General features: G+C 60.2%; 17 protein-coding genes. 10 read left to right on the top strand and 7 right to left on the bottom strand.

What is annotated here, in order from left to right:
- Window positions 1-52 precede the first annotated feature (52 nt).
- Window positions 53-718, bottom strand: coding sequence for an isoprenoid biosynthesis glyoxalase ElbB (elbB, locus tag AOA60_RS20305; RefSeq protein ID WP_099585958.1), 666 nt, complete (start codon window positions 716-718; stop codon window positions 53-55).
- A gap of 116 nt (window positions 719-834) precedes the next feature.
- Here elbB and AOA60_RS20300 point away from each other — a divergent pair, with 116 nt between their 5' ends.
- Window positions 835-2070 carry a sterol desaturase family protein gene (locus tag AOA60_RS20300; RefSeq protein ID WP_099585957.1) on the top strand — a complete coding sequence of 412 codons (1236 nt, stop codon included), beginning with the start codon at window positions 835-837 and terminating at the stop codon, window positions 2068-2070.
- On the opposite strand, the gene AOA60_RS20295 is transcribed toward AOA60_RS20300, so the two are convergent.
- The gene (locus AOA60_RS20295) at window positions 2051-2686 is read right to left on the bottom strand and encodes a DedA family protein (RefSeq protein ID WP_099585956.1); all 636 of its coding nucleotides are present in this window, start codon (window positions 2684-2686) and stop codon (window positions 2051-2053) included. The genes AOA60_RS20300 and AOA60_RS20295 overlap by 20 nt on opposite strands.
- Before the next feature lie 207 nt (window positions 2687-2893).
- On the opposite strand from AOA60_RS20295, the gene hemB reads away from it, so the two are divergent.
- Window positions 2894-3907, top strand: a complete 1014-nt coding sequence (gene hemB / locus AOA60_RS20290) for a porphobilinogen synthase (RefSeq protein ID WP_099585955.1) — start codon at window positions 2894-2896, stop codon at window positions 3905-3907.
- A gap of 18 nt (window positions 3908-3925) precedes the next feature.
- A complete protein-coding gene (gene ppk1 / locus AOA60_RS20285; RefSeq protein ID WP_099585954.1) occupies window positions 3926-6148 on the top strand; it encodes a polyphosphate kinase 1 in 2223 nt (740 codons plus the stop codon).
- Window positions 6149-6238: 90 nt separating this feature from the next.
- Here ppk1 and ppx read toward each other — a convergent pair whose 3' ends face one another.
- Complete coding sequence (gene ppx / locus AOA60_RS20280) at window positions 6239-7741, bottom strand: exopolyphosphatase (RefSeq protein ID WP_160385030.1); 1503 nt, start codon at window positions 7739-7741, stop codon at window positions 6239-6241.
- A gap of 446 nt (window positions 7742-8187) precedes the next feature.
- Here ppx and AOA60_RS20275 point away from each other — a divergent pair, with 446 nt between their 5' ends.
- The 4 genes from AOA60_RS20275 to AOA60_RS20260 all read left to right on the top strand — a co-directional run bounded on the left by AOA60_RS20275 (window position 8188) and on the right by AOA60_RS20260 (window position 12689).
- Complete coding sequence (locus AOA60_RS20275) at window positions 8188-8844, top strand: DUF1120 domain-containing protein (RefSeq protein WP_099585952.1); 657 nt, start codon at window positions 8188-8190, stop codon at window positions 8842-8844.
- Window positions 8845-8967: 123 nt separating this feature from the next.
- Complete coding sequence (locus AOA60_RS20270) at window positions 8968-9657, top strand: fimbria/pilus chaperone family protein (RefSeq protein ID WP_256592861.1); 690 nt, start codon at window positions 8968-8970, stop codon at window positions 9655-9657.
- Window positions 9658-9664: 7 nt separating this feature from the next.
- Complete coding sequence (locus AOA60_RS20265) at window positions 9665-12166, top strand: fimbria/pilus outer membrane usher protein (RefSeq protein ID WP_099585950.1); 2502 nt, start codon at window positions 9665-9667, stop codon at window positions 12164-12166.
- On the top strand, window positions 12156-12689 hold the full coding sequence (locus AOA60_RS20260) for a hypothetical protein (protein ID WP_099585949.1): 534 nt from the start codon (window positions 12156-12158) through the stop codon (window positions 12687-12689). Before AOA60_RS20265 ends, AOA60_RS20260 begins: the two co-directional genes overlap by 11 nt.
- Here AOA60_RS20260 and AOA60_RS20255 read toward each other — a convergent pair.
- Genes AOA60_RS20255 through AOA60_RS20240 form a run of 4 tightly spaced genes read right to left on the bottom strand, consistent with a single transcriptional unit; the run spans window position 12661 to window position 15504 of the window.
- Entirely contained in the window at window positions 12661-13398 is a 738-nt protein-coding gene (locus tag AOA60_RS20255) for an amino acid ABC transporter ATP-binding protein (RefSeq protein ID WP_099585948.1), read from the bottom strand. The genes AOA60_RS20260 and AOA60_RS20255 overlap by 29 nt on opposite strands.
- Window positions 13385-14035, bottom strand: coding sequence for an amino acid ABC transporter permease (locus tag AOA60_RS20250; protein ID WP_099585947.1), 651 nt, complete (start codon window positions 14033-14035; stop codon window positions 13385-13387). The genes AOA60_RS20255 and AOA60_RS20250 overlap by 14 nt, the downstream gene beginning before the upstream one ends.
- Window positions 14032-14700, bottom strand: coding sequence for an amino acid ABC transporter permease (locus AOA60_RS20245; protein WP_017736949.1), 669 nt, complete (start codon window positions 14698-14700; stop codon window positions 14032-14034). Before AOA60_RS20245 ends, AOA60_RS20250 begins: the two co-directional genes overlap by 4 nt.
- A gap of 18 nt (window positions 14701-14718) precedes the next feature.
- On the bottom strand, window positions 14719-15504 hold the full coding sequence (locus tag AOA60_RS20240) for a transporter substrate-binding domain-containing protein (RefSeq protein WP_099585946.1): 786 nt from the start codon (window positions 15502-15504) through the stop codon (window positions 14719-14721).
- 255 nt (window positions 15505-15759) lie between these two features.
- Between AOA60_RS20240 and AOA60_RS20235 the strand changes: the two genes are divergently transcribed.
- The 3 genes from AOA60_RS20235 (at window position 15760) to rho (ending at window position 18401) form a co-directional block, all read left to right on the top strand.
- Entirely contained in the window at window positions 15760-16455 is a 696-nt protein-coding gene (locus AOA60_RS20235; RefSeq protein ID WP_099585945.1) for a FadR/GntR family transcriptional regulator, read from the top strand.
- A gap of 121 nt (window positions 16456-16576) precedes the next feature.
- Window positions 16577-16906, top strand: coding sequence for a thioredoxin TrxA (trxA, locus tag AOA60_RS20230; protein WP_099585944.1), 330 nt, complete (start codon window positions 16577-16579; stop codon window positions 16904-16906).
- 235 nt (window positions 16907-17141) lie between these two features.
- Window positions 17142-18401, top strand: coding sequence for a transcription termination factor Rho (rho, locus tag AOA60_RS20225; protein WP_003176825.1), 1260 nt, complete (start codon window positions 17142-17144; stop codon window positions 18399-18401).
- Window positions 18402-18548 lie beyond the last annotated feature (147 nt).

Below are 18548 nucleotides of genomic sequence, written 5' to 3'. Positions count from 1 at the left end.
GCCTCGCGCGGGTGCAAGCCCGCTCACCACAATTGAGTGCTGTGTGAGCGGGTCAGTCGTTTTCGTGGGTCAGCTCCAGCACCCGATCCACCAGTTTGTTGATGCCCGAGGCCACTTCACTGATGCTCTTGCCGAGCATGTAAGCCGGAGTGCTCACCAGCTTGCGCGCCTTGTCTTCGACGATGTCTTCAACCGCGCACTCCTGGTGGATGGCGCCCATCTTGTCCAGTGCGGCGGCAGTGTCGGCACAGTTGCCAATGGTGCAGGTCACACCGGGGCCGTAGATCTTGGCAGCCAGGGCCGGTGAAATACAGATCAGCCCCACCGGCTTGCCGGCCTCGGCAAAGGCTTCGGCCAGTGCCAACACCTGTGGATTGACGCTGCACTCGGCGCCTTTCACCGCAAAGTCCGACAGGTTCTTGGCCGCGCCAAACCCGCCGGGCACGATCAGCGCATCGAAGTCTTCGGCATTGGCCTCTTTGATGTCTTTCACCTCGCCTCGGGCAATGCGCGCCGATTCCACCAGCACATTGCGCGACTCGGGTATCTCTTCGCCGGTGAGGTGGTTGATCACGTGCAACTGTGGCATGTCGGGGGCAAAGCATTGGACCTGAGCGCCGCGCTGGTCCAGGCGCAGCAAGGTGATCACGCTTTCGTGGATCTCTGCGCCGTCATACACGCCGCAGCCGGAAAGGATCACTGCAATCTTTTTGCTCATGGGCATTTCTCCTGGAGTCTTGGCGTTAAATGTCTACTAATTTGTAACCTGTTGCCAATGGGATCTCACGCCTCTGCACCTAATCTTGATGTAACAAAAATAGACCGGACTAGCCCATGGACTTCGTGCCTTACGCGGTACCGTTTTTCATTGCCTTGATCGTAGTGGAGCTGCTCGCCGACCGTTGGCGTGGTCAGCGCAACTACCGGGTGGCGGACGCCATCAACAGCCTCAGCACCGGCGTGCTGTCCACCACTACCGGGCTGTTGACCAAGGGCGTAGGGCTGTTGACCTACGCATTCGCCCTCAAGCACCTGGCCGTGATCGAGCTGCCGACCCAGAGCGTCTGGTCCTGGGTCTTCGCCTTTGTGCTCTACGACTTCTGCTACTACTGGCTGCATCGCATGGGCCACGAGCGCAACATCCTGTGGGCCGCGCACTCGGTGCACCACCAGAGCGAGGACTACAACCTCAGCACCGCCCTGCGCCAGACCAGCACGGGTTTCCTGTTGAGCTGGGTCTTCTACCTGCCTCTGGCCGTGCTCGGCGTGCCGCTGGTGGTGTTCATCAGCGTGGCGTCCCTCAACCTGCTCTATCAATTCTGGGTGCACACCCGCCATGTGCCCAAGCTCGGCTGGTTCGAGTGGTGCTTCGTCACGCCGTCCAATCATCGGGCCCACCATGCACAGAACGCTCTCTACATGGATCGCAACTATGGCGGGGTGTTCATTTTTTGGGACCGGCTGTTCGGCACCTTCCAGGAAGAAGACGACAACGAACCGGTGGTTTTCGGCGTGACCACGCCCCTGGCCAGTTGGAACCCGCTGTGGGCCAACCTGCAGTTTTATGCGCAGCTGTGGAGCGATGCACGGCGTACCGAGAGCCAGTGGGACAAGCTGCGCATCTGGTTCATGCGCACCGGCTGGCGCCCGGCGGACGTGCAGGCCAAATACCCCCTGGCCAAGCCCGACTTGAGCCAGTTCCGAAAATTCGAAGTGCCGCTGGACGTGCGCCAACAGGTGTACATCGCCCTGCAGTTTGCGGCATATGTGGGGTTTGGCAGCTATTTGATGAATGTCGGCGAGGGTTTGCCCACGGCAGCGTTGGTCTTGGGCTGGAGTGGGATGGCGCTGGGGTTGTTTACTTTGGGCGTGGCCCTGGAGAATCGCCCGTGGGCCTTGAAGGCCGAGCTGGCGCGCCTGGCGCTGAATGTGCCGCTGGTGTGGCTGGCGCCGCAGGTCGGGCTGTGGCCGGCCAGCCACCTTGGCTGGCTGGGGCTGCTGAGTTACAGCCTGCTCAGCGTGATCGGCCTCTACTGCTGTAGAAGCCGGCTTACTCGACTGGTGTCTTAGGCGCTTCGACCGAGGCCGGCTCGGCTGCGAGCCTGGCCTTGGCGTCGGCACAGGCCTGGCGGGCAATGCGGGCGTTCTTGAAGCGGCGGCGCAGCCACAGGGCAAAGCCCAGCAGCAACAATGCGCCGAGGACCCACAATTCGTACTTTTTGACGCTGCCGAGCATGCCTTCCAGCACCGCGCCGAAGTGGTAAGCCGCCGCACCCAAGGCCGCGGCCCAGATGGCAGCACCAATCCCGTTGAGGATCAGGTAGCGCAGTGGCGGGTAGCCTGACAGGCCAATCGCCACCGGCATCACTGTGCGCAATCCATAGACGAAGCGAAAGCTCAGCACCCAGATATCCGGGTGTTTGCGGATATGTTCCAGCGCCTTGTCGCCCATCAATTGCCAGCGCGGTTTGCGTGCCAGCAGCTTGCGGCCGTGCTTGCGCCCCATGTAATACCAGAGCTGGTCGCCGGCGTAGCTGCCAAAGAAGGCAACGACCACCACCAGGTTAATATCCATGTAGCCACGGAACGCCAGGAAGCCTGCGAGCACCAGAATGGTCTCGCCTTCAAAGAAGGTCCCGAGGAAGAGGGCAAAGTAGCCGAAGTCATGCAGAAATTGTTGAAGCATGGTCTGGGTGCTGGCGAAATGAACGCGCAGCCTACGCCTTCGTGAACATTCATGAAAGTATCGAGATGTGTCACGAAGTGAACAATTCCTACATAAACGACGAATGCGACTACAGGTCGCATCGATAAGCACAACTGTCATACCTTCGTCATAATGGCCGCTTATAACTGCAACGCTCGCCCGTAAACCCGGGCTCAGGAGTCTGTCGTGAGCTTTACCCCTGCCAATCGCCTGTTCCCCGCCACTCGTCTGCGTCGCAATCGCCGTGATGATTTTTCACGCCGTCTGGTTCGTGAAAACGTCCTGACGACGAATGATCTGATCCTGCCGGTGTTTGTGCTCGACGGCGAAAATCGTCGGGAAGCGGTGGCGTCGATGCCGGGTGTAGAGCGCCTGACTATTGACCTGTTGCTTGAAGAGGCGGCGGGTTGGGTCGAATTGGGGATTCCGGCGTTGGCGCTGTTCCCGGTCACGCCAGCCGAACTCAAGTCCCTCGACGCTGCCGAAGCCTGGAACCCGGACGGGATTGCCCAGCGCGCTACCCGCGCCTTGCGCGAGCGTTTCCCCGAGCTGGGCGTGATCACCGACGTGGCGTTGGACCCGTTCACCACCCACGGCCAGGATGGCATTCTGGACGAAGAGGGTTATGTCCAGAACGACATCACCGTCGATGCGTTGGTCAAGCAGGCCTTGTCCCACGCTGCGGCAGGCGCCCAGGTGGTTGCACCGTCGGACATGATGGACGGACGTATCCAGGCGATTCGCGAAGCCCTGGAGCTGGCCGGCCATGTCAATGTGCGGATCATGGCGTACTCGGCCAAGTACGCAAGCGCCTACTACGGCCCGTTCCGCGATGCGGTGGGCTCGGCGCTGAATCTGGGCAAGGCCAATAAGGCCTCGTACCAGATGGACCCGGCCAACAGCCATGAAGCCTTGCACGAAGTGGCGGCCGATCTGGCCGAAGGCGCCGACATGGTGATGGTCAAGCCGGGGATGCCGTACCTGGACATCCTTTGGCGGGTCAAAGATGAATTCAAGGTGCCGACCTTTGTCTATCAGGTCAGCGGCGAATACGCGATGCACATGGCTGCAATACAGAACGGATGGTTGAGTGAAGGGGTGATTCTGGAATCCCTGACGGCCTTTAAACGCGCGGGGGCTGATGGCATTCTGACCTACTTTGCCGCCCGCGCCGCCCAATTGCTTAGAGAGCAACAATAGCCCTCACAGGAACATTCGATGAATACCGAAGGACTCTCCGAAGTTGCAGTAAAAGACGCTCACCCGGTGGTTGAACAAGTCACCGAGACACCTCCCGAGCTGGAGCCGGCCCCGCCTGCCGTGGTGGCCGAAGTGCCAGCGCCGGCGCCGGTGCCCCTGGTGACCAACCTGGATGACAGCAGCCTGTATATCCATCGCGAGCTGTCGCAACTGCAATTCAACATCCGCGTGCTGGAACAGGCGCTGGATGAGTCCTACCCGTTGCTGGAGCGCCTGAAATTCCTGCTGATTTTCTCCAGCAACCTGGACGAGTTCTTCGAGATCCGCGTCGCCGGCCTCAAAAAGCAGATCACGTTCGCCCGTGAACAAGCCGGTGCCGACGGACTGCAACCGCACCAGGCACTGGCGCGCATCAGCGAGCTGGTGCACGGCCATGTGGACCGCCAATACGCGATCCTCAACGATATTTTGCTGCCGGAGCTGGAAAAACATCAGGTCCGCTTCATCCGCCGCCGTCACTGGACCACCAAGATCAAGACGTGGGTGCGCCGCTATTTCCGCGACGAGATCGCGCCGATCATCACTCCTATCGGCCTCGACCCGACGCACCCGTTCCCGTTGCTGGTGAACAAAAGCCTCAACTTTATCGTCGAGCTGGAAGGTATCGACGCCTTCGGTCGCGATTCCGGCCTGGCGATCATCCCGGCCCCGCGCCTGTTGCCACGGATCATCAAGGTACCGGAAGAGGTGGGGGGCGCTGGCGACAACTATGTATTCCTCTCGTCGATGATCCACGCCCACGCCGATGACCTGTTCCAAGGCATGAAGGTCAAGGGCTGCTACCAGTTCCGCCTGACCCGTAACGCCGACCTGGCGCTGGACTCCGAAGACGTCGAAGACTTGGCCCGTGCCCTGCGCGGTGAGCTGTTCTCGCGGCGCTACGGCGATGCAGTGCGCCTGGAAGTGGCCGACACCTGCCCCAAACACCTGTCTGACTACCTGCTCAAGCAATTCAACCTCAGCGAGACCGAGCTGTACCAGGTCAACGGCCCGGTGAACCTGACGCGCCTGTTCAGCATCACTGGCCTGGACAGCCATCCGGAGCTGCAATACACGCCGTTCACTCCGCAGATTCCGAAACTGCTGCAAAACAGCGAGAACATCTTCAGCGTCGTGAGCAAGCAGGACATCCTGCTGCTGCACCCGTTCGAGTCCTTCACCCCGGTGGTCGACCTGCTGCGCCAGGCCGCCAAGGACCCACACGTCCTGGCCGTACGCCAGACCCTGTATCGCTCGGGTGCCAACTCGGAAATCGTCGATGCGCTGGTGGACGCCGCGCGTAACGGCAAGGAAGTCACGGCCGTGATCGAATTGCGTGCGCGGTTTGACGAAGAATCCAACCTGCAACTGGCCAGCCGTCTGCAAGCGGCCGGCGCGGTGGTGATCTACGGCGTAGTCGGCTTCAAGACCCACGCCAAGATGATGCTGATCCTGCGCCGCGAAGCCGGCGAAATTGTGCGTTACGCCCACTTGGGCACCGGCAACTACCACGCCGGCAACGCCAAGCTCTACACCGATTACAGCCTGCTGACCTCCGACGACGCCTTGTGTGAAGACGTCGGCAAGTTGTTCAGCCAGTTGATCGGCATGGGCAAGACATTGCGCATGAAGAAGCTGCTGCACGCGCCGTTCACCCTCAAGAAGGGCATGCTCGACATGATTGCCCGCGAGACCCAGTTCGCCCTCGATGGCAAACCGGCGCACATCATTGCCAAGTTCAACTCACTGACCGATCCGAAGATCATCCGCGCGCTGTACAAGGCCAGCCAGTCCGGCGTGCGCATCGACCTGGTGGTGCGTGGCATGTGCTGCCTGCGTCCGGGCATTGTCGGGGTGTCGCACAACATCCATGTGCGCTCGATCATCGGCCGCTTCCTGGAGCACACGCGGGTCTTCTACTTCCTCAACGGCGGCGAAGAGCAGATGTTCCTCTCCAGTGCCGACTGGATGGAGCGCAACCTCGACAAGCGTGTTGAGACCTGCTTCCCGGTGGAAGGCAAGAAGCTGATCATGCGAGTGAAGAAGGAGCTGGAAAGCTACCTGACCGACAATACCCACAGCTGGAGCCTGCAGTCGGACGGGCGTTACGTGCGCAACACGCCAACCGGCAACCAGAACCCGCGCAGCGCGCAGGCGACGTTGCTGGAGAAGTTGGGCAGCCCGATTCTTGCGGTGAACTGACACGCAATAAGGTCTGAAAATGTGGGAGGGGCGGTGCGACGATTCGACTTGCCCCCCCACATTTGTTTTTGCGGTGTTCTTTGGATCGAGTCAGCGCAGGTTCAGGCTGAACCCCACCCGCGTCAGCCACTCCGCTTCCTGGGCAAAGTCCGCCTGGGTCAGCTGGTTTTCATCCAGCCAGCCTTTGGGGAACATCACTTCCAGGCTGTCGCCATCGGCACGCAGTTTGACCTGGGGCATTTCCTGGGTGCCACGGATGTGGTGGAACAGGATCGCGAAGCGCAGCAGCACGCACAGGCGGATCAGCTTGATGCCTTCATCACCGAACTCGGCGAATTTATCCTTGGGGATGTTTCGGCGATGGCCGCGTACCAGCAGCGCAAGCATCTGCTGGTCTTCCCGGGAAAAACCGGCCAGGTCGGAGTGCTCGATCAGGTAGGCGCCGTGCTTGTGGTAATGGTAGTGGGCGATATCCAGGCCCACTTCATGCACCTTGGCGGCCCAGCCCAGCAGCTCACGCCATACACCGTCTTCCAGGTCCCAATCCTCGGCCACCTGGTCGAAGGCATGCAGGGCTTTGCGCTCTACACGTGCCGCTTGTTCCAGGTCAACGTGATAGCGCTCCATCAGCGAGCTGAGGGTGCGTTCACGCACGTCTTCGTGGTGATGGCGGCCCAGCAGGTCGTAGAGCACGCCTTCACGCAGGGCACCGTCGCAGTGGTCCATGCGTTGCAGTTCAAGGGCGTCGAAGATGGCTTCGAGAATCGCCAGGCCGGCCGGGAAAATGGTGCGGCGGTCGGGCTTGATGCCGTCGAAGTCGATTTTCTCCGCATCCCCGAGTTTGAACAGCTTGCGCTTGAGCCAGGCCAGGCCTTCGGCGTTGACCTCGCCCGTGCCATGCCCACCGGCCTTGAGGGCCAGGCCGATGGCCCGGATGGTGCCGGATGAGCCGATGGCTTCATCCCAGGTCAGGCGGTGCAGGGCGTGCTCGATGCTCATGATCTCCAGCCGCGCTGCGGTGTAGGCCTGGGCGTAACGCGCCGGGGTGATCTTGCCGTCCTTGAAATAACGCTGGGTATAGCTGACGCAACCCATCTGCAGGCTTTCGCGCAGCAGTGGTTCGAAACGCTGGCCGATGATGAACTCGGTGCTGCCGCCGCCGATGTCCGCCACCAGGCGCTTGCCGGGGGTGTCGGCCAGGGTGTGGGACACGCCGAGGTAGATCAGGCGCGCTTCTTCACGACCGGAGATGACTTCTACCGGGTGCCCGAGGATTTCCTCGGCGCGGCGGATGAATTCGCCACGGTTGCGCGCTTCGCGCAGGGCGTTGGTGCCGACGATCCGCACCGCGCCCAGGGGCATGCCGTTGATCAGTTGGGCAAAACGCTTGAGGCAATCGAGCCCGCGTTGCATGGATTCTTCATTGAGCTGGCGCGCGTCGTCGATCCCGGCAGCCAGTTGCACTTTCTCTCCGAGCCGCTCAAGGATGCGGATTTCGCCGTTCTGGGCCTTGGCCACGACCATGTGAAAGCTGTTCGAGCCCAGGTCGATGGCGGCGATCAGGGACAGATTCTTGGCTTGGGATTGCGGCATGGTTTGGGGGTCTCGGTCGATAACCTGACCATCGTGCCACGATCGACCGCTGACGCCAACGCGTTGTGCTTCGGGAATGTCGCCGGCGACGTCTGTAGGTGTTGTTTGTAGGAAGTGTAGGCTGTCGTCTTAAGCTGCTGCTCGCAAGTGCGCGAGCCACTGTAGGGGATTTTAACTTAGGGGCCTTTTACGCTTAGCTTTGATTTGGCCTACAGCCTGTGAGTCAGAGTTCTATTCATTATTTTGCTCAAGCCTACTGATGGGGCAGGCACGGACGACAGTTTATTTTTATCGCTCCGACACCAATTAAAGGGTTGTCTTATTCTTTAGGTAAGTGCCAAAGAGACAGACTGTCACTCGGCAATTTTGCCGTGGTGTTATTTATTTATGGTTTGAATTCAAGGCAAAAATAAATACGCCTGAAAACTTTCAGTGACAGGTCGAATATGAAGAAAATTGTTGGATTGACTCTTGGTATTGCTTATCTGGCTGCGGCCTTTAACGCTCAGGCATCCACCAGTGCAGAACTGATCGTCAGGGGTACGATCAAACCTGCCGCCTGCAACCTCAGCATGACCGGCGGCGGCATTATCAACTACGGCACCATCCCTTCGGGCAAACTGCTTCCGACGGCGTTCAACCCGCTCGCGGAAATGACCACTCCCCTGAGTATCAACTGTGGCACCACGGCTGCTCAGTTCGGGCTGAAGTTTGTCGACCTGCAGGCTGGCAGCAAAGTGCCAGGCATCCTCAATGCGCTGGGGGCAGGTTATACCGAGGCTCATAACTACGGCTTGGGGAGCGCCTCTGGCCGCAGGACCGGCGGCTTTGCGGTTACCCTCAAGGACCTCCGGTCGTCGTCCACAGTGCTCAGTCCCATCGTGCGTGTGAGCACCGGCGCGTGGCAGAACAGCGACGGCAAAGTTGCCCAGTCGCCTAGTCAACATTCGTGGCGCAGCAGTACAACTGCGGTTCCCGCCATGATCACTCAGTTGACCGGAACTATTGCTGTGAGGGCGGTGATCAACAAAGGTCAGGATCTGGACCTGAGCCGTGACATTACCCTTGATGGGCGTGCAACGCTTGAGTTGAATTACATCTAAGCGACTGAACTACAGCCGGCCTGAAACCCTATGTTTCTTGTCGGCTGTTTTTATGTGGGCGTCAATCGTCAACTTAAATGTTGCGGGGAGTACTGAGTGCCTAGTTTTTCAGCAATAAGTAATGTGCGGTTGCTGTGTGCAGGTGTGTGTTTGTATTTCGCAAGTTTTGCAATGGCGGACGGCATGTTGCCGGAAACTACCCTGGTTGTGCTCTATGAAGAGCAGGGCGAAGCCACAATAAACATCAAGAATACCGATGCGGCACCGGCGCTGCTTCATTCTGTCGTCGAGAACGTGCCCGAGGACGTGGAGCCGCTGCTGATTGTGACGCCGCCCATTACGCGCGTAGAGGCAGGTGAAACCCAGTTGGTGCGTTTCATCAGCACGTTGAAAGAGCCCTTGAAGACCCAGCGGTTGAAACGCGTTTCCTTCGAGGGCATTCCCCAGGCTAAAGCCCCTGGCGGTACGACCATCGGCATCACCCTGCGACAGAACTTGCCGCTGATCCTGCACCCACGAGGTTTACCTCTGCATCACACCCCTTGGGAGCTGCTGAAGTGGAAGCAGGTGGGGGAGCGCCTAACGGTGCATAACGACAGCGCTTACGTGGTGCGCCTGGCGCCGGAGGTGCAGTTGCTGCCTCAACAAATCGTTGCAACGCTGCCGCGCACCTATCTATTGCCGGGGGAAGCGCTGGCGTTGAGCGTTGATGGGCCGTTGGCGGGTGTGACTGCCGTCAATATCCAGCCGGCCACGGTCTACGGGTTTGCGGCGGACAACTACCGCGCCCCGATCAATGCCAATGGGGATTGATCGTTCCATGACAAACCTGTCGAGTAACAAACGTATGACGTCGTTGTGGCCCCGCCGACCCACGCTGCTTATGGGATTTGCGACGTTATGGAGTTTGCCTGGCCTTGCTCCCGCGCTGGAGCTGGGCGAGGGGTTCGATCTGGCGGCGCTCACCACCCATGGCATTGATCCGAAAGTGTCTGACTACTTCCGTAGTGCGGCGCGTTTTCGCGAGGGTGTTCAGGTGGTGGGGCTGCGGGTTAACGGGAACCCCCTGGGCTTGGTGGATGCGCGGTTCGATTCACACGGGCAGCTGTGCTTTACCCCTGGGCTGCTGGAGAAAGCCGGGTTGGTAACGCCCAGCGGCATGCTTGGCAAGGGGACTGATGCGGACCAGGCCTGCCATGACTTCCTCGGCGCTTTCCCGACGACGATGGTGCGACTGCGCCCCGGCAGCGACGAGGTGGCGCTGGTGGTACCGACCGGATCACTGCGTGCGCCGCAATGGGAGGCCGGACAATTTGCCCGAGGCGGTACGGCGGCGTTGTTCAACTATGACGTGCAGGGTTTCGACAGCCATTCGCGCAGTGGGCCCAGCCGGTTCGTCTCGGCCCATACCGAGGCGGGCTTCAACGTGGGTGACTGGATTGTTCGTAGTCGTCAATTCTATGTATCTGACAATGGTGTGGCCCGTACCGAGCACCTGTATGCCTATGCCCAGCGAGACCTCGCTGCGTTGCAGTCGACTTTCCAGGTAGGCCAACTCGCCAGTAACAACCCGTTGTTCAGTGGGATTCAATTGTCCGGTGTGCAGTTTTCCCCCGATGGCCAGTCGCGGGCGCCGGCGGGCAGCAACAATGCCGTGGTTGAAGGGTTGGCCCAAAGCCAGTCACGCATTGAAGTACGCCAGGCAGGCGTGCTGATTCACAGCACGCTGGTGCCTGAAGGCCCTTTCAGGCTGACGGGCCTGCCCTTGCTCAATGGCACCAGCGACCTGGAGGTCAGCGTCATCGATGTACGGGGCGCCAGACGCAGTTTCGTGGTGCCTGCCGCCTCTTTCGCAGGAGCTGCGCCAGCGGCACCGGGCTTTTACTTCTCCCTTGGCAAGGTGCGTGAAAACGAGCAAGAGCAGGCCCCGTCGCCGGTAGTCGCCATGGCCAGCGGCACGTGGGGCCTGGGCCGCGACTCCTCGGCCGGCGTTGGCCTGTTGAATACCGACGAATACTGGTCGGCAGGCGGCACCCTCAGCAGCGTGTTTTTCCAGCGGGTTTCCGTGGGCGCACGTCATAACGTGTCCCGGGACAGTCGCAACGCGGTATCCGGGTCTCGCAGCAGTGTGTCGGTGAGCAGCCCGGTGTACGGCAATCTCGACCTCAATCTCAGCGCAACCACCCAGACCCGTGGGTATCGCGAGGTGCTGGAAGCGGGTCGCCCGAGTAACGCCGACGAACTGGGGTCGCGCTTCAGTCATCAGTACACGGCAGGCCTGAGCTGGGTCGATAACACGCTGGGGGCATTTTCCCTGGGCTACACCCGCAGCGCGCAGCTTGACGGGCACGCTACAGACCATGTGTTCGCTTCATGGAACAAGTCGTTTCGCCACGCCGATGTCGCGTTGATCGCCGACTCGCAAGTGGGCGGTAGCCAGGTACGCCGTGATGCTGCGAGTGGAGGCCGGCGGCGCGACACCGCCCAGGACGATGACCTGTCCGTGCGTTTGCAGGTCAGCGTGCCCTTGGGCAGTGATCGTCGCCTGAACAGCTATACCAGTCATCGTGGAAAGCAGGCCAGTGCAGGCGTCGCGCTCAGTGAACGGGTCAATGAGTATGTGAATTACGACGTGGGTATCGAACGTGACCTCAGTGCCAGGGAGCAATCGGTTCGGGGTCAGGTGGACCTGATGCCGCGATACACCCGCGTCGGCCTGGGGGTCAATCGGGACCCGCTGGGTACAAGCTATACCGGGCAGTTGCAAGGCGGCATGGTGGCTCACGAAGGTGGGTTGACGTTCTCGCCGTATGCCGTGCAGGACACGTTTGGCATCGCATCGGTGGGCAAGCTCAGCGCTGCGAAAATCGACACCCCACACGGACCGGTATGGACCGACTTCAGTGGGCAAGCCGTGATTCCCGGCTTGCCGGCCTACACCAATAGTCGCATCGAAGTGCAAACCCAGTCCCTGCCCAAGCGTGTTGACCTGAAGAACGGCACCCAGGTGCTCGCCGCGGGCCGAGGGTCGGTCAACAGCGTGGCGTTTGATGTGGTGACAGTGCGCCGCATGTTGCTCTCCGCCGTTGATCAACAGGGTCAACCGCTGCCTCAGGGCGCTTCGGTGTTCGACAATAACAATCGCTTCCTGACCAGCGTGGTGGGCGAGGGCATGATTTTCCTGAACGACGCCAATAACGAGCAAAGCCTGCGGGTTTCATTGCCGGACTCTTCTACCTGCCTGCTGAATCTGGCCACCGAGACCCCGCGTGACAATGACACGTTCTACGAGACAGCATCGGCGGTGTGCCATGGCCGCTGATCGCAAAGGTATGGGCTTTGCACTGATGTGCACATTGTTGATGGTCCAGGGTGTACGGGCTGAAAATTGCCGGGTGTCCGTCAGTCAGCCCCGTATCGACTATGGCGTTATTCGCAAGGAGACACTGGCCCCAAGCGCATCCTTCCCGCTGGGAACGCGCACGGTGCACCTGAGCGTACTCTGTGCAGAGCCTTCGGCGATGGCATTGCGGTTTGTCGGGGCGGCCGATGGGCAAGGTTTTCGCTTTGGTCGTGAGGGGCGCTTTCGTCTGACCCTCAAGCATGCCCAGGTGGATGGGCAGCCCGTCACGTGGGGGGTGGCACATCTGCCCGGTGAAGCTGTCAACGGGCAGTTATTGCCGGGCCAGGTCCTTGTGGCACCGGTGGCCGGAAAGCGACTGACCGCCCAGGTCGACATCGACACCGAGCTGCCCTCCGACGTTTTGCAGGTGCACAGCCAGACCTTGCTGGAAGGGCAGGGTCATTTCGAACTGGTCAGCCCGGCTGCTCCACTGAACCGATGAAGTTGGCGAGCTCTGGGGTTTGCGGGTTGGCGAACAGTATTCTGGGGTCGCCAACTTCATGCACCTTGCCCTGGTGCATGAACACCAGCTTGTCGCCAACCTCTCGGGCGAAACGCATCTCGTGGGTCACCATGATCAAGGTCATGCCGTCCTTGGCCAACTGACGGACGACGCTGAGTACCTCATTGACCAGCTCCGGGTCCAGGGCCGAGGTGATCTCGTCGCACAGCAGCACTTTGGGTGACATGGCCAGGGCGCGGGCAATGGCGACGCGCTGTTGCTGGCCGCCGGACAGGCGATCAGGAAAGGCGTCGAACTTCTCCCCCAGTCCCACGCGCTCAAGCATTTGTCTTGCCAGTTGCGCGGCCTTGGCCTTGGGCACTTTCTGCACCACTTGTGGGGCGAGCATCACGTTTTCGCCCACCGTAAGGTGCGGGAACAGGTTGAACTGCTGGAATACCATGCCGACTTTCTGCCGCAGGCTGCGCAGGTCGGCGCGGGCGGCGTCGAGGTATTCGCCATCGACTTCGATCACGCCGTCGTTGATCGATTCCAGGCCGTTGAGGGTGCGCAGCAAGGTGGACTTGCCCGAGCCACTGCGGCCGATGATCGCCACCACCTGGCCTTCTTCAACGGTCAGGTCGATGCCTTTGAGGACGTGGTGATCGCCGTAGTACTTATGCAGGGCGGAAATTCTAAGCAGAGGCATGCAGTCTCCTTTCCAGATAGCGCGCACTGAGGGACAAGGGGTAGCAGAGCAGGAAGTAACCGAGGGCCACCAGGCCGTAGACCATGAAGGGCTCGAAGGTAGCGTTGGCGAGCATGCCGCCGGTCTTGGTCAATTCGGTGAAGCCGATGATCGAGGTGACTGCGGTGCCTTTGACCACCTGCACCGAGAACCCCACCGTTGGCGCGACGGCAATGCGCAGCGCCTGGGGCAGGATCACATAGCGCAGTTGCTCCAGCGGATTAAGCGCCAGGCTGGCCGAGGCTTCCCACTGCCCGTGGGCGATGGAGTCGACGCAGCCGCGCCAGATTTCGGCGAGGTAGGCGCTGGTAAATAAAGTGAGGGCAATCGCTGCCGCCAGCCAGGGCGAAATATCAATCCCCAGCAAGGCGATGCCGAAGAACACCAGGAACAGTTGCATCAGCAGCGGCGTGCCCTGGAACAGTTCGATATAGGTGCGCGCAACATTGCGCGCGAACGCCTTGTTGCTGATGCGCATGGTCATCACCAGCAAGCCGATCAGGCCGCCGCCGATAAACGCCACCAGCGACAGCAACAGTGTCCACTGCAAGCCGGTCAGCAGATTGCGCACGATGTCCCAGAAGGAAAAATCACTCATCGGCTGTTCCTCATCACAAAGCGGCGGCCGATCCAATTGAGCAACTGGCGAATCATCAGCGCCATGCACAGGTACACCAGGGTGGTCAGGGCATAGGTTTCAAATGCGCGGAAATTGCGCGATTGGATAAAGTTGGCGGCGAAGCTCAGCTCTTCGGTGGCGATTTGCGAGCACACCGCTGAGCCGAGCATCACGATGATGATCTGGCTGCTCAGGGCCGGCCACACCTTGCCCAGCGCCGGTAGCAGCACCACGTGGCGGAACGCCTCGAAGCGCGTCATCGCCAACGCTGCTGCAGCTTCCAGCTGCCCACGGGGAATGGCCTGGATGCCGGCGCGGATAATCTCCGTGGAGTAGGCCCCCAGGTTGATTACCATCGCCAATACGGCCGCCTGCCACTCGGTAATCTTCAGCCCCAGGGACGGCAGGCCGAAGAAGATGAAGAACAGTTGCACCAGGAACGGCGTGTTGCGGATCAACTCGACATAGACGCCGAAGAACCAGGCAAACGGCTGGATCTTCCATGCCCGCACCACCGCGCCGACGGTACCCAGGGCCACGCCGAGGATCGCGCCGATGGCCGTCAGCTCAAGGGTGAACAGCGCGCCGCGCAGCAGCAGGTCGGTATTGGCCAGCACGGGTACAAAGTCAAATTGATACGCCATGAAGTCAGCTCCGTCGTATCAGAGATCAGCAGGCAGCGGCTCTTTGAGCCACTGCATCGCGTTCTTTTGCAGGCTGCCGTCAGCCTTGCCCGCGACCAGGATCTGGTTGACCTTCTCCAGCAGCGCCGGCTCGTTTTTGTTCACGCCGACGTACACCGGCGAATCCTTGAGTTTTACCTTCAGCGCCGGCACGCGTTTTGGGTTGCGTTCGCTGATCGCGACCATCACCACGTTGCCGCTGGCGATCAGGTCAACTTGGCCGGCCAGGTAGGCGGCGATGGTCGAGTTGTTGTCTTCGAAGCGCTTGATGGTGGCTTCCTTGGGCGCTACGGCGGTCAGCTCGATGTCTTCGATGGCGCCACGGGTCACGCTGATGGTCTTGCCCTTGAGGTCGTCGAGGCTGCTGATGGCGGCATCCGGTGGGCCGAACACCGCCAGGTAGAACGGCGCGTAAGCCTTGGAGAAGTCGATGACCTTTTCCCGCTCAGGGTTCTTGCCCAGGCTTGAGATCACCAGGTCGACCTTGCCGGTGGTGAGGAACGGGATGCGGTTGGTGCTGTTGACCGGGGTCAGCTCCAGTTTGACCTTGAGTTGGTCGGCCAGCAGCTTGGCGGTGTCGATATCCAGGCCGCGTGGCTTCATGTCCGGGCCGACCGAGCCGAATGGCGGGAAGTCCTGGGGCACGGCGACCTTGAGGGTGCCACGGGCGACAATATCGTCCAGACCGTTGGCCTGGGCGGGTGCCTGGATGAGCATCAGGCTGGCAAACAGGGCAGTGAGCAGGGCGCTGTAGCGCTTGGTCATGGCAACTCTCCGAGAAGGGCGAAGGAATTTTCTGAATTTGCTCAGTGCACAGCCCATGCCAGCACGCTGGGAATGGCGTGCAGGGCTGGGATTTGTTGAGGTGCTGTGGTCTTACTGGTCTGAACAGTGAGTGAGCTTTTCGCACTCTTTTCGAGCGCCGATAAAACCCCGCGAGCCCCTTTGGGGCGTGGCTTGCCGCCGGCCGCGATTAGCTTTACAACTAGCCACTCAGTTGTCTGGAACCTTGAGTTTTTTATGAATTCCATCGCCCAAGCCGTACCGGAAGCGGCCCTGCAGGCCATCCGCAAACTGATCAAGGAACAGGGTTTTGTGCCGGGCGACGCATTGCCGTCCCAGCGCGACCTGGCGGTGCAGTTGGGCGTGAGTCGGGCGTCGTTGCGCGAGGCATTGTCGTCCTTGAGTGCTTTGGGCTTGGTCAGCGTGCAGCCGGGCAAAGGTGTATTCGTGCAGGCGGCTGAGGAGGCGCCGGGATTTGCCTGGCCGTTCGCGGCCCAGGCCACGCCGCTGGACATCTTCCAGTTGCGCTATGCCCTGGAGGGCTTTGCGGCGGGGCTGGCGGCGGTGACGCTGACCATTGATGAATTGGACAGTCTTGAGGATAACGTCGAGGCGATGCGCAAGGTGCTCAAGGCCGGCGACTTCGAAGCGGCGGCGCGATTGGACTTCGAATTCCACCAGCGCATCCTGCTGGCCAGCGGCAACCAGGCAATGGTGAGTATCCTGAGTGCCAGCGCCGAGGTGTTCCTGGAGAGCCAGAAACTACCGTTCATCCGGCCAGAGCGGGCCATGGAAACCTGGCAGGAACATCGCAAGATACTGCGCGCACTGGCCCGCCGCGCCAGTGCGGCGGCACAGAAAACCATGCAGGAGCACGTACGGAACGCGGCGTTGCGTACGGGCATTGCCTTCGTGACGCCTGTCACGCCGTGAGTCGGGCCATACCCAAACTCATGCACCACCATAGCAAGACTCAATCAGAGGCGGCTTCCTGAACGGGGGAAGGGCGGCTATGATGGGCAACGTTTTTTTTGCTTACAATCCGGAGACATCCATGAGCAACGATCTTATCAAGCACGTCACCGACGCGACCTTTGAGGCCGAAGTACTCAAGGCTGACGGCCCGGTGCTGGTTGACTACTGGGCTGAGTGGTGTGGCCCTTGCAAAATGATCGCTCCGGTCCTGGACGACATTGCAACCACTTACGAAGGCAAGCTGACCATCGCCAAGCTGAACATCGACGATAACCAGGAAACCCCGGCCAAGCACGGCGTGCGCGGTATTCCTACGCTGATGCTGTTCAAGAACGGCAACGTCGAAGCCACTAAAGTGGGTGCGCTGTCGAAGTCCCAGCTGCAAGCTTTCCTCGACGCCAACATCTAAGCGTCGTCAAAAAGGCCCCGCAAATCGCGGGGCTTTTTCGTTAAGCAGGGCTAGACGCTCCGAAATTCAGGTGGTACATTCGGCCCCGCACTGGTTTCTCCACTGCCCCCTGCAAGCCGTCGCCGACGCATTCCTTTTCGATTAGTACGCGATCCTGTCGCCTTCTCTGCGGCGCGGCCTCATTAAGCCAAAAGCTTAATTTCCCCCCCTCCATAAATGATTACGTCATTCCTATATGAATCTGACTGAACTCAAGCAAAAGCCGATTACCGACCTGCTCCAACTGGCCGAAGAAATGGGCATAGAAAATATGGCCCGTTCGCGCAAGCAGGACGTGATTTTCTCCCTGCTCAAGAAGCACGCGAAAAGCGGCGAGGAAATCTCCGGTGATGGCGTGCTGGAGATTCTCCAGGACGGCTTCGGCTTCCTCCGCTCTGCAGACGCCTCCTATCTCGCCGGCCCAGACGATATCTACGTCTCGCCGAGCCAGATCCGTCGCTTCAACTTGCGCACCGGTGACACCATCGTTGGCAAGATCCGCCCTCCGAAGGAAGGCGAGCGTTACTTCGCCCTGCTCAAGGTCGATACGATCAACTTCGATCGTCCAGAGAACGCGAAAAACAAGATTCTCTTCGAGAACCTGACCCCGCTGTTCCCGACCGTGCGCATGAAGATGGAAGCCGGTAACGGTTCCACCGAAGACTTGACCGGTCGTGTAATCGACCTGTGCGCCCCGATCGGCAAAGGCCAGCGTGGCCTGATCGTCGCACCGCCGAAAGCCGGTAAAACGATCATGCTGCAGAACATTGCAGCGAACATCGCACGTAACAACCCTGAAGTTCACCTGATCGTATTGCTGATCGATGAGCGTCCGGAAGAAGTAACCGAAATGCAGCGCACCGTGCGCGGCGAAGTGGTTGCCTCGACGTTCGATGAGCCGCCAACCCGCCACGTGCAGGTTGCCGAAATGGTGATCGAGAAGGCCAAGCGCCTGGTCGAACACAAGAAGGACGTGGTGATCCTGCTCGATTCCATCACCCGTCTGGCCCGTGCCTACAACACCGTGATCCCGAGCTCCGGCAAGGTATTGACCGGTGGTGTCGATGCCCACGCCCTGGAGAAACCGAAGCGTTTCTTCGGCGCTGCGCGGAACATCGAAGAAGGCGGCTCGCTGACCATCATCGCCACCGCACTGGTTGAAACCGGTTCGAAGATGGACGAAGTGATCTACGAAGAGTTCAAGGGTACCGGCAACATGGAACTGCCTTTGGACCGTCGCATCGCAGAAAAGCGTGTGTTCCCGGCGATCAACATCAACCGTTCCGGCACCCGCCGCGAAGAGTTGCTGACAGCCGACGACGAACTGCAGCGCATGTGGATCCTGCGCAAGCTGCTGCACCCGATGGATGAAGTTGCCGCCATCGAGTTCCTGATCGACAAGCTGAAAACCACCAAGACCAACGACGAGTTCTTCCTGTCGATGAAGCGTAAGTAATACGACGTTTCAGGTCCGAAAAAATGGCGCCCTCAGGGGCGCCATTTTTTTTCGCCTGCTTTTTAAGCACCGTTGGCACCCAAAAGCACCGCGATAGGCTGCCAGCCAGCCTCAGAGCAGGTAGGATGTACGCCTATTTTACGGGTG

Origin of the sequence: Pseudomonas sp. 2822-17 (assembly GCF_002742485.1) — a bacterium.
Lineage (GTDB): Bacteria > Pseudomonadota > Gammaproteobacteria > Pseudomonadales > Pseudomonadaceae > Aquipseudomonas > Aquipseudomonas cyclaminis.
This window is presented reverse-complemented; position numbering and strand designations above follow the sequence as displayed.

Excerpts from the sequence above, each read along its gene's own strand:
- elbB (WP_099585958.1), bottom strand. The coding sequence starts at position 718 with ATGAGCAAAAAGATTGCAGTGATCCTTTCCGGCTGCGGCGTGTATGAC.
- AOA60_RS20300 (WP_099585957.1), top strand. The coding sequence starts at position 835 with ATGGACTTCGTGCCTTACGCGGTACCGTTTTTCATTGCCTTGATCGTA.
- AOA60_RS20295 (WP_099585956.1), bottom strand. The coding sequence starts at position 2,686 with ATGCTTCAACAATTTCTGCATGACTTCGGCTACTTTGCCCTCTTCCTC.
- ppk1 (WP_099585954.1), top strand. The coding sequence starts at position 3,926 with ATGAATACCGAAGGACTCTCCGAAGTTGCAGTAAAAGACGCTCACCCG.
- ppx (WP_160385030.1), bottom strand. The coding sequence starts at position 7,741 with ATGCCGCAATCCCAAGCCAAGAATCTGTCCCTGATCGCCGCCATCGAC.
- AOA60_RS20275 (WP_099585952.1), top strand. The coding sequence starts at position 8,188 with ATGAAGAAAATTGTTGGATTGACTCTTGGTATTGCTTATCTGGCTGCG.
- AOA60_RS20265 (WP_099585950.1), top strand. The coding sequence starts at position 9,665 with ATGACAAACCTGTCGAGTAACAAACGTATGACGTCGTTGTGGCCCCGC.
- AOA60_RS20260 (WP_099585949.1), top strand. The coding sequence starts at position 12,156 with ATGGCCGCTGATCGCAAAGGTATGGGCTTTGCACTGATGTGCACATTG.
- AOA60_RS20255 (WP_099585948.1), bottom strand. The coding sequence starts at position 13,398 with ATGCCTCTGCTTAGAATTTCCGCCCTGCATAAGTACTACGGCGATCAC.
- AOA60_RS20250 (WP_099585947.1), bottom strand. The coding sequence starts at position 14,035 with ATGAGTGATTTTTCCTTCTGGGACATCGTGCGCAATCTGCTGACCGGC.
- AOA60_RS20245 (WP_017736949.1), bottom strand. The coding sequence starts at position 14,700 with ATGGCGTATCAATTTGACTTTGTACCCGTGCTGGCCAATACCGACCTG.
- AOA60_RS20240 (WP_099585946.1), bottom strand. The coding sequence starts at position 15,504 with ATGACCAAGCGCTACAGCGCCCTGCTCACTGCCCTGTTTGCCAGCCTG.
- AOA60_RS20235 (WP_099585945.1), top strand. The coding sequence starts at position 15,760 with ATGAATTCCATCGCCCAAGCCGTACCGGAAGCGGCCCTGCAGGCCATC.
- trxA (WP_099585944.1), top strand. The coding sequence starts at position 16,577 with ATGAGCAACGATCTTATCAAGCACGTCACCGACGCGACCTTTGAGGCC.
- rho (WP_003176825.1), top strand. The coding sequence starts at position 17,142 with ATGAATCTGACTGAACTCAAGCAAAAGCCGATTACCGACCTGCTCCAA.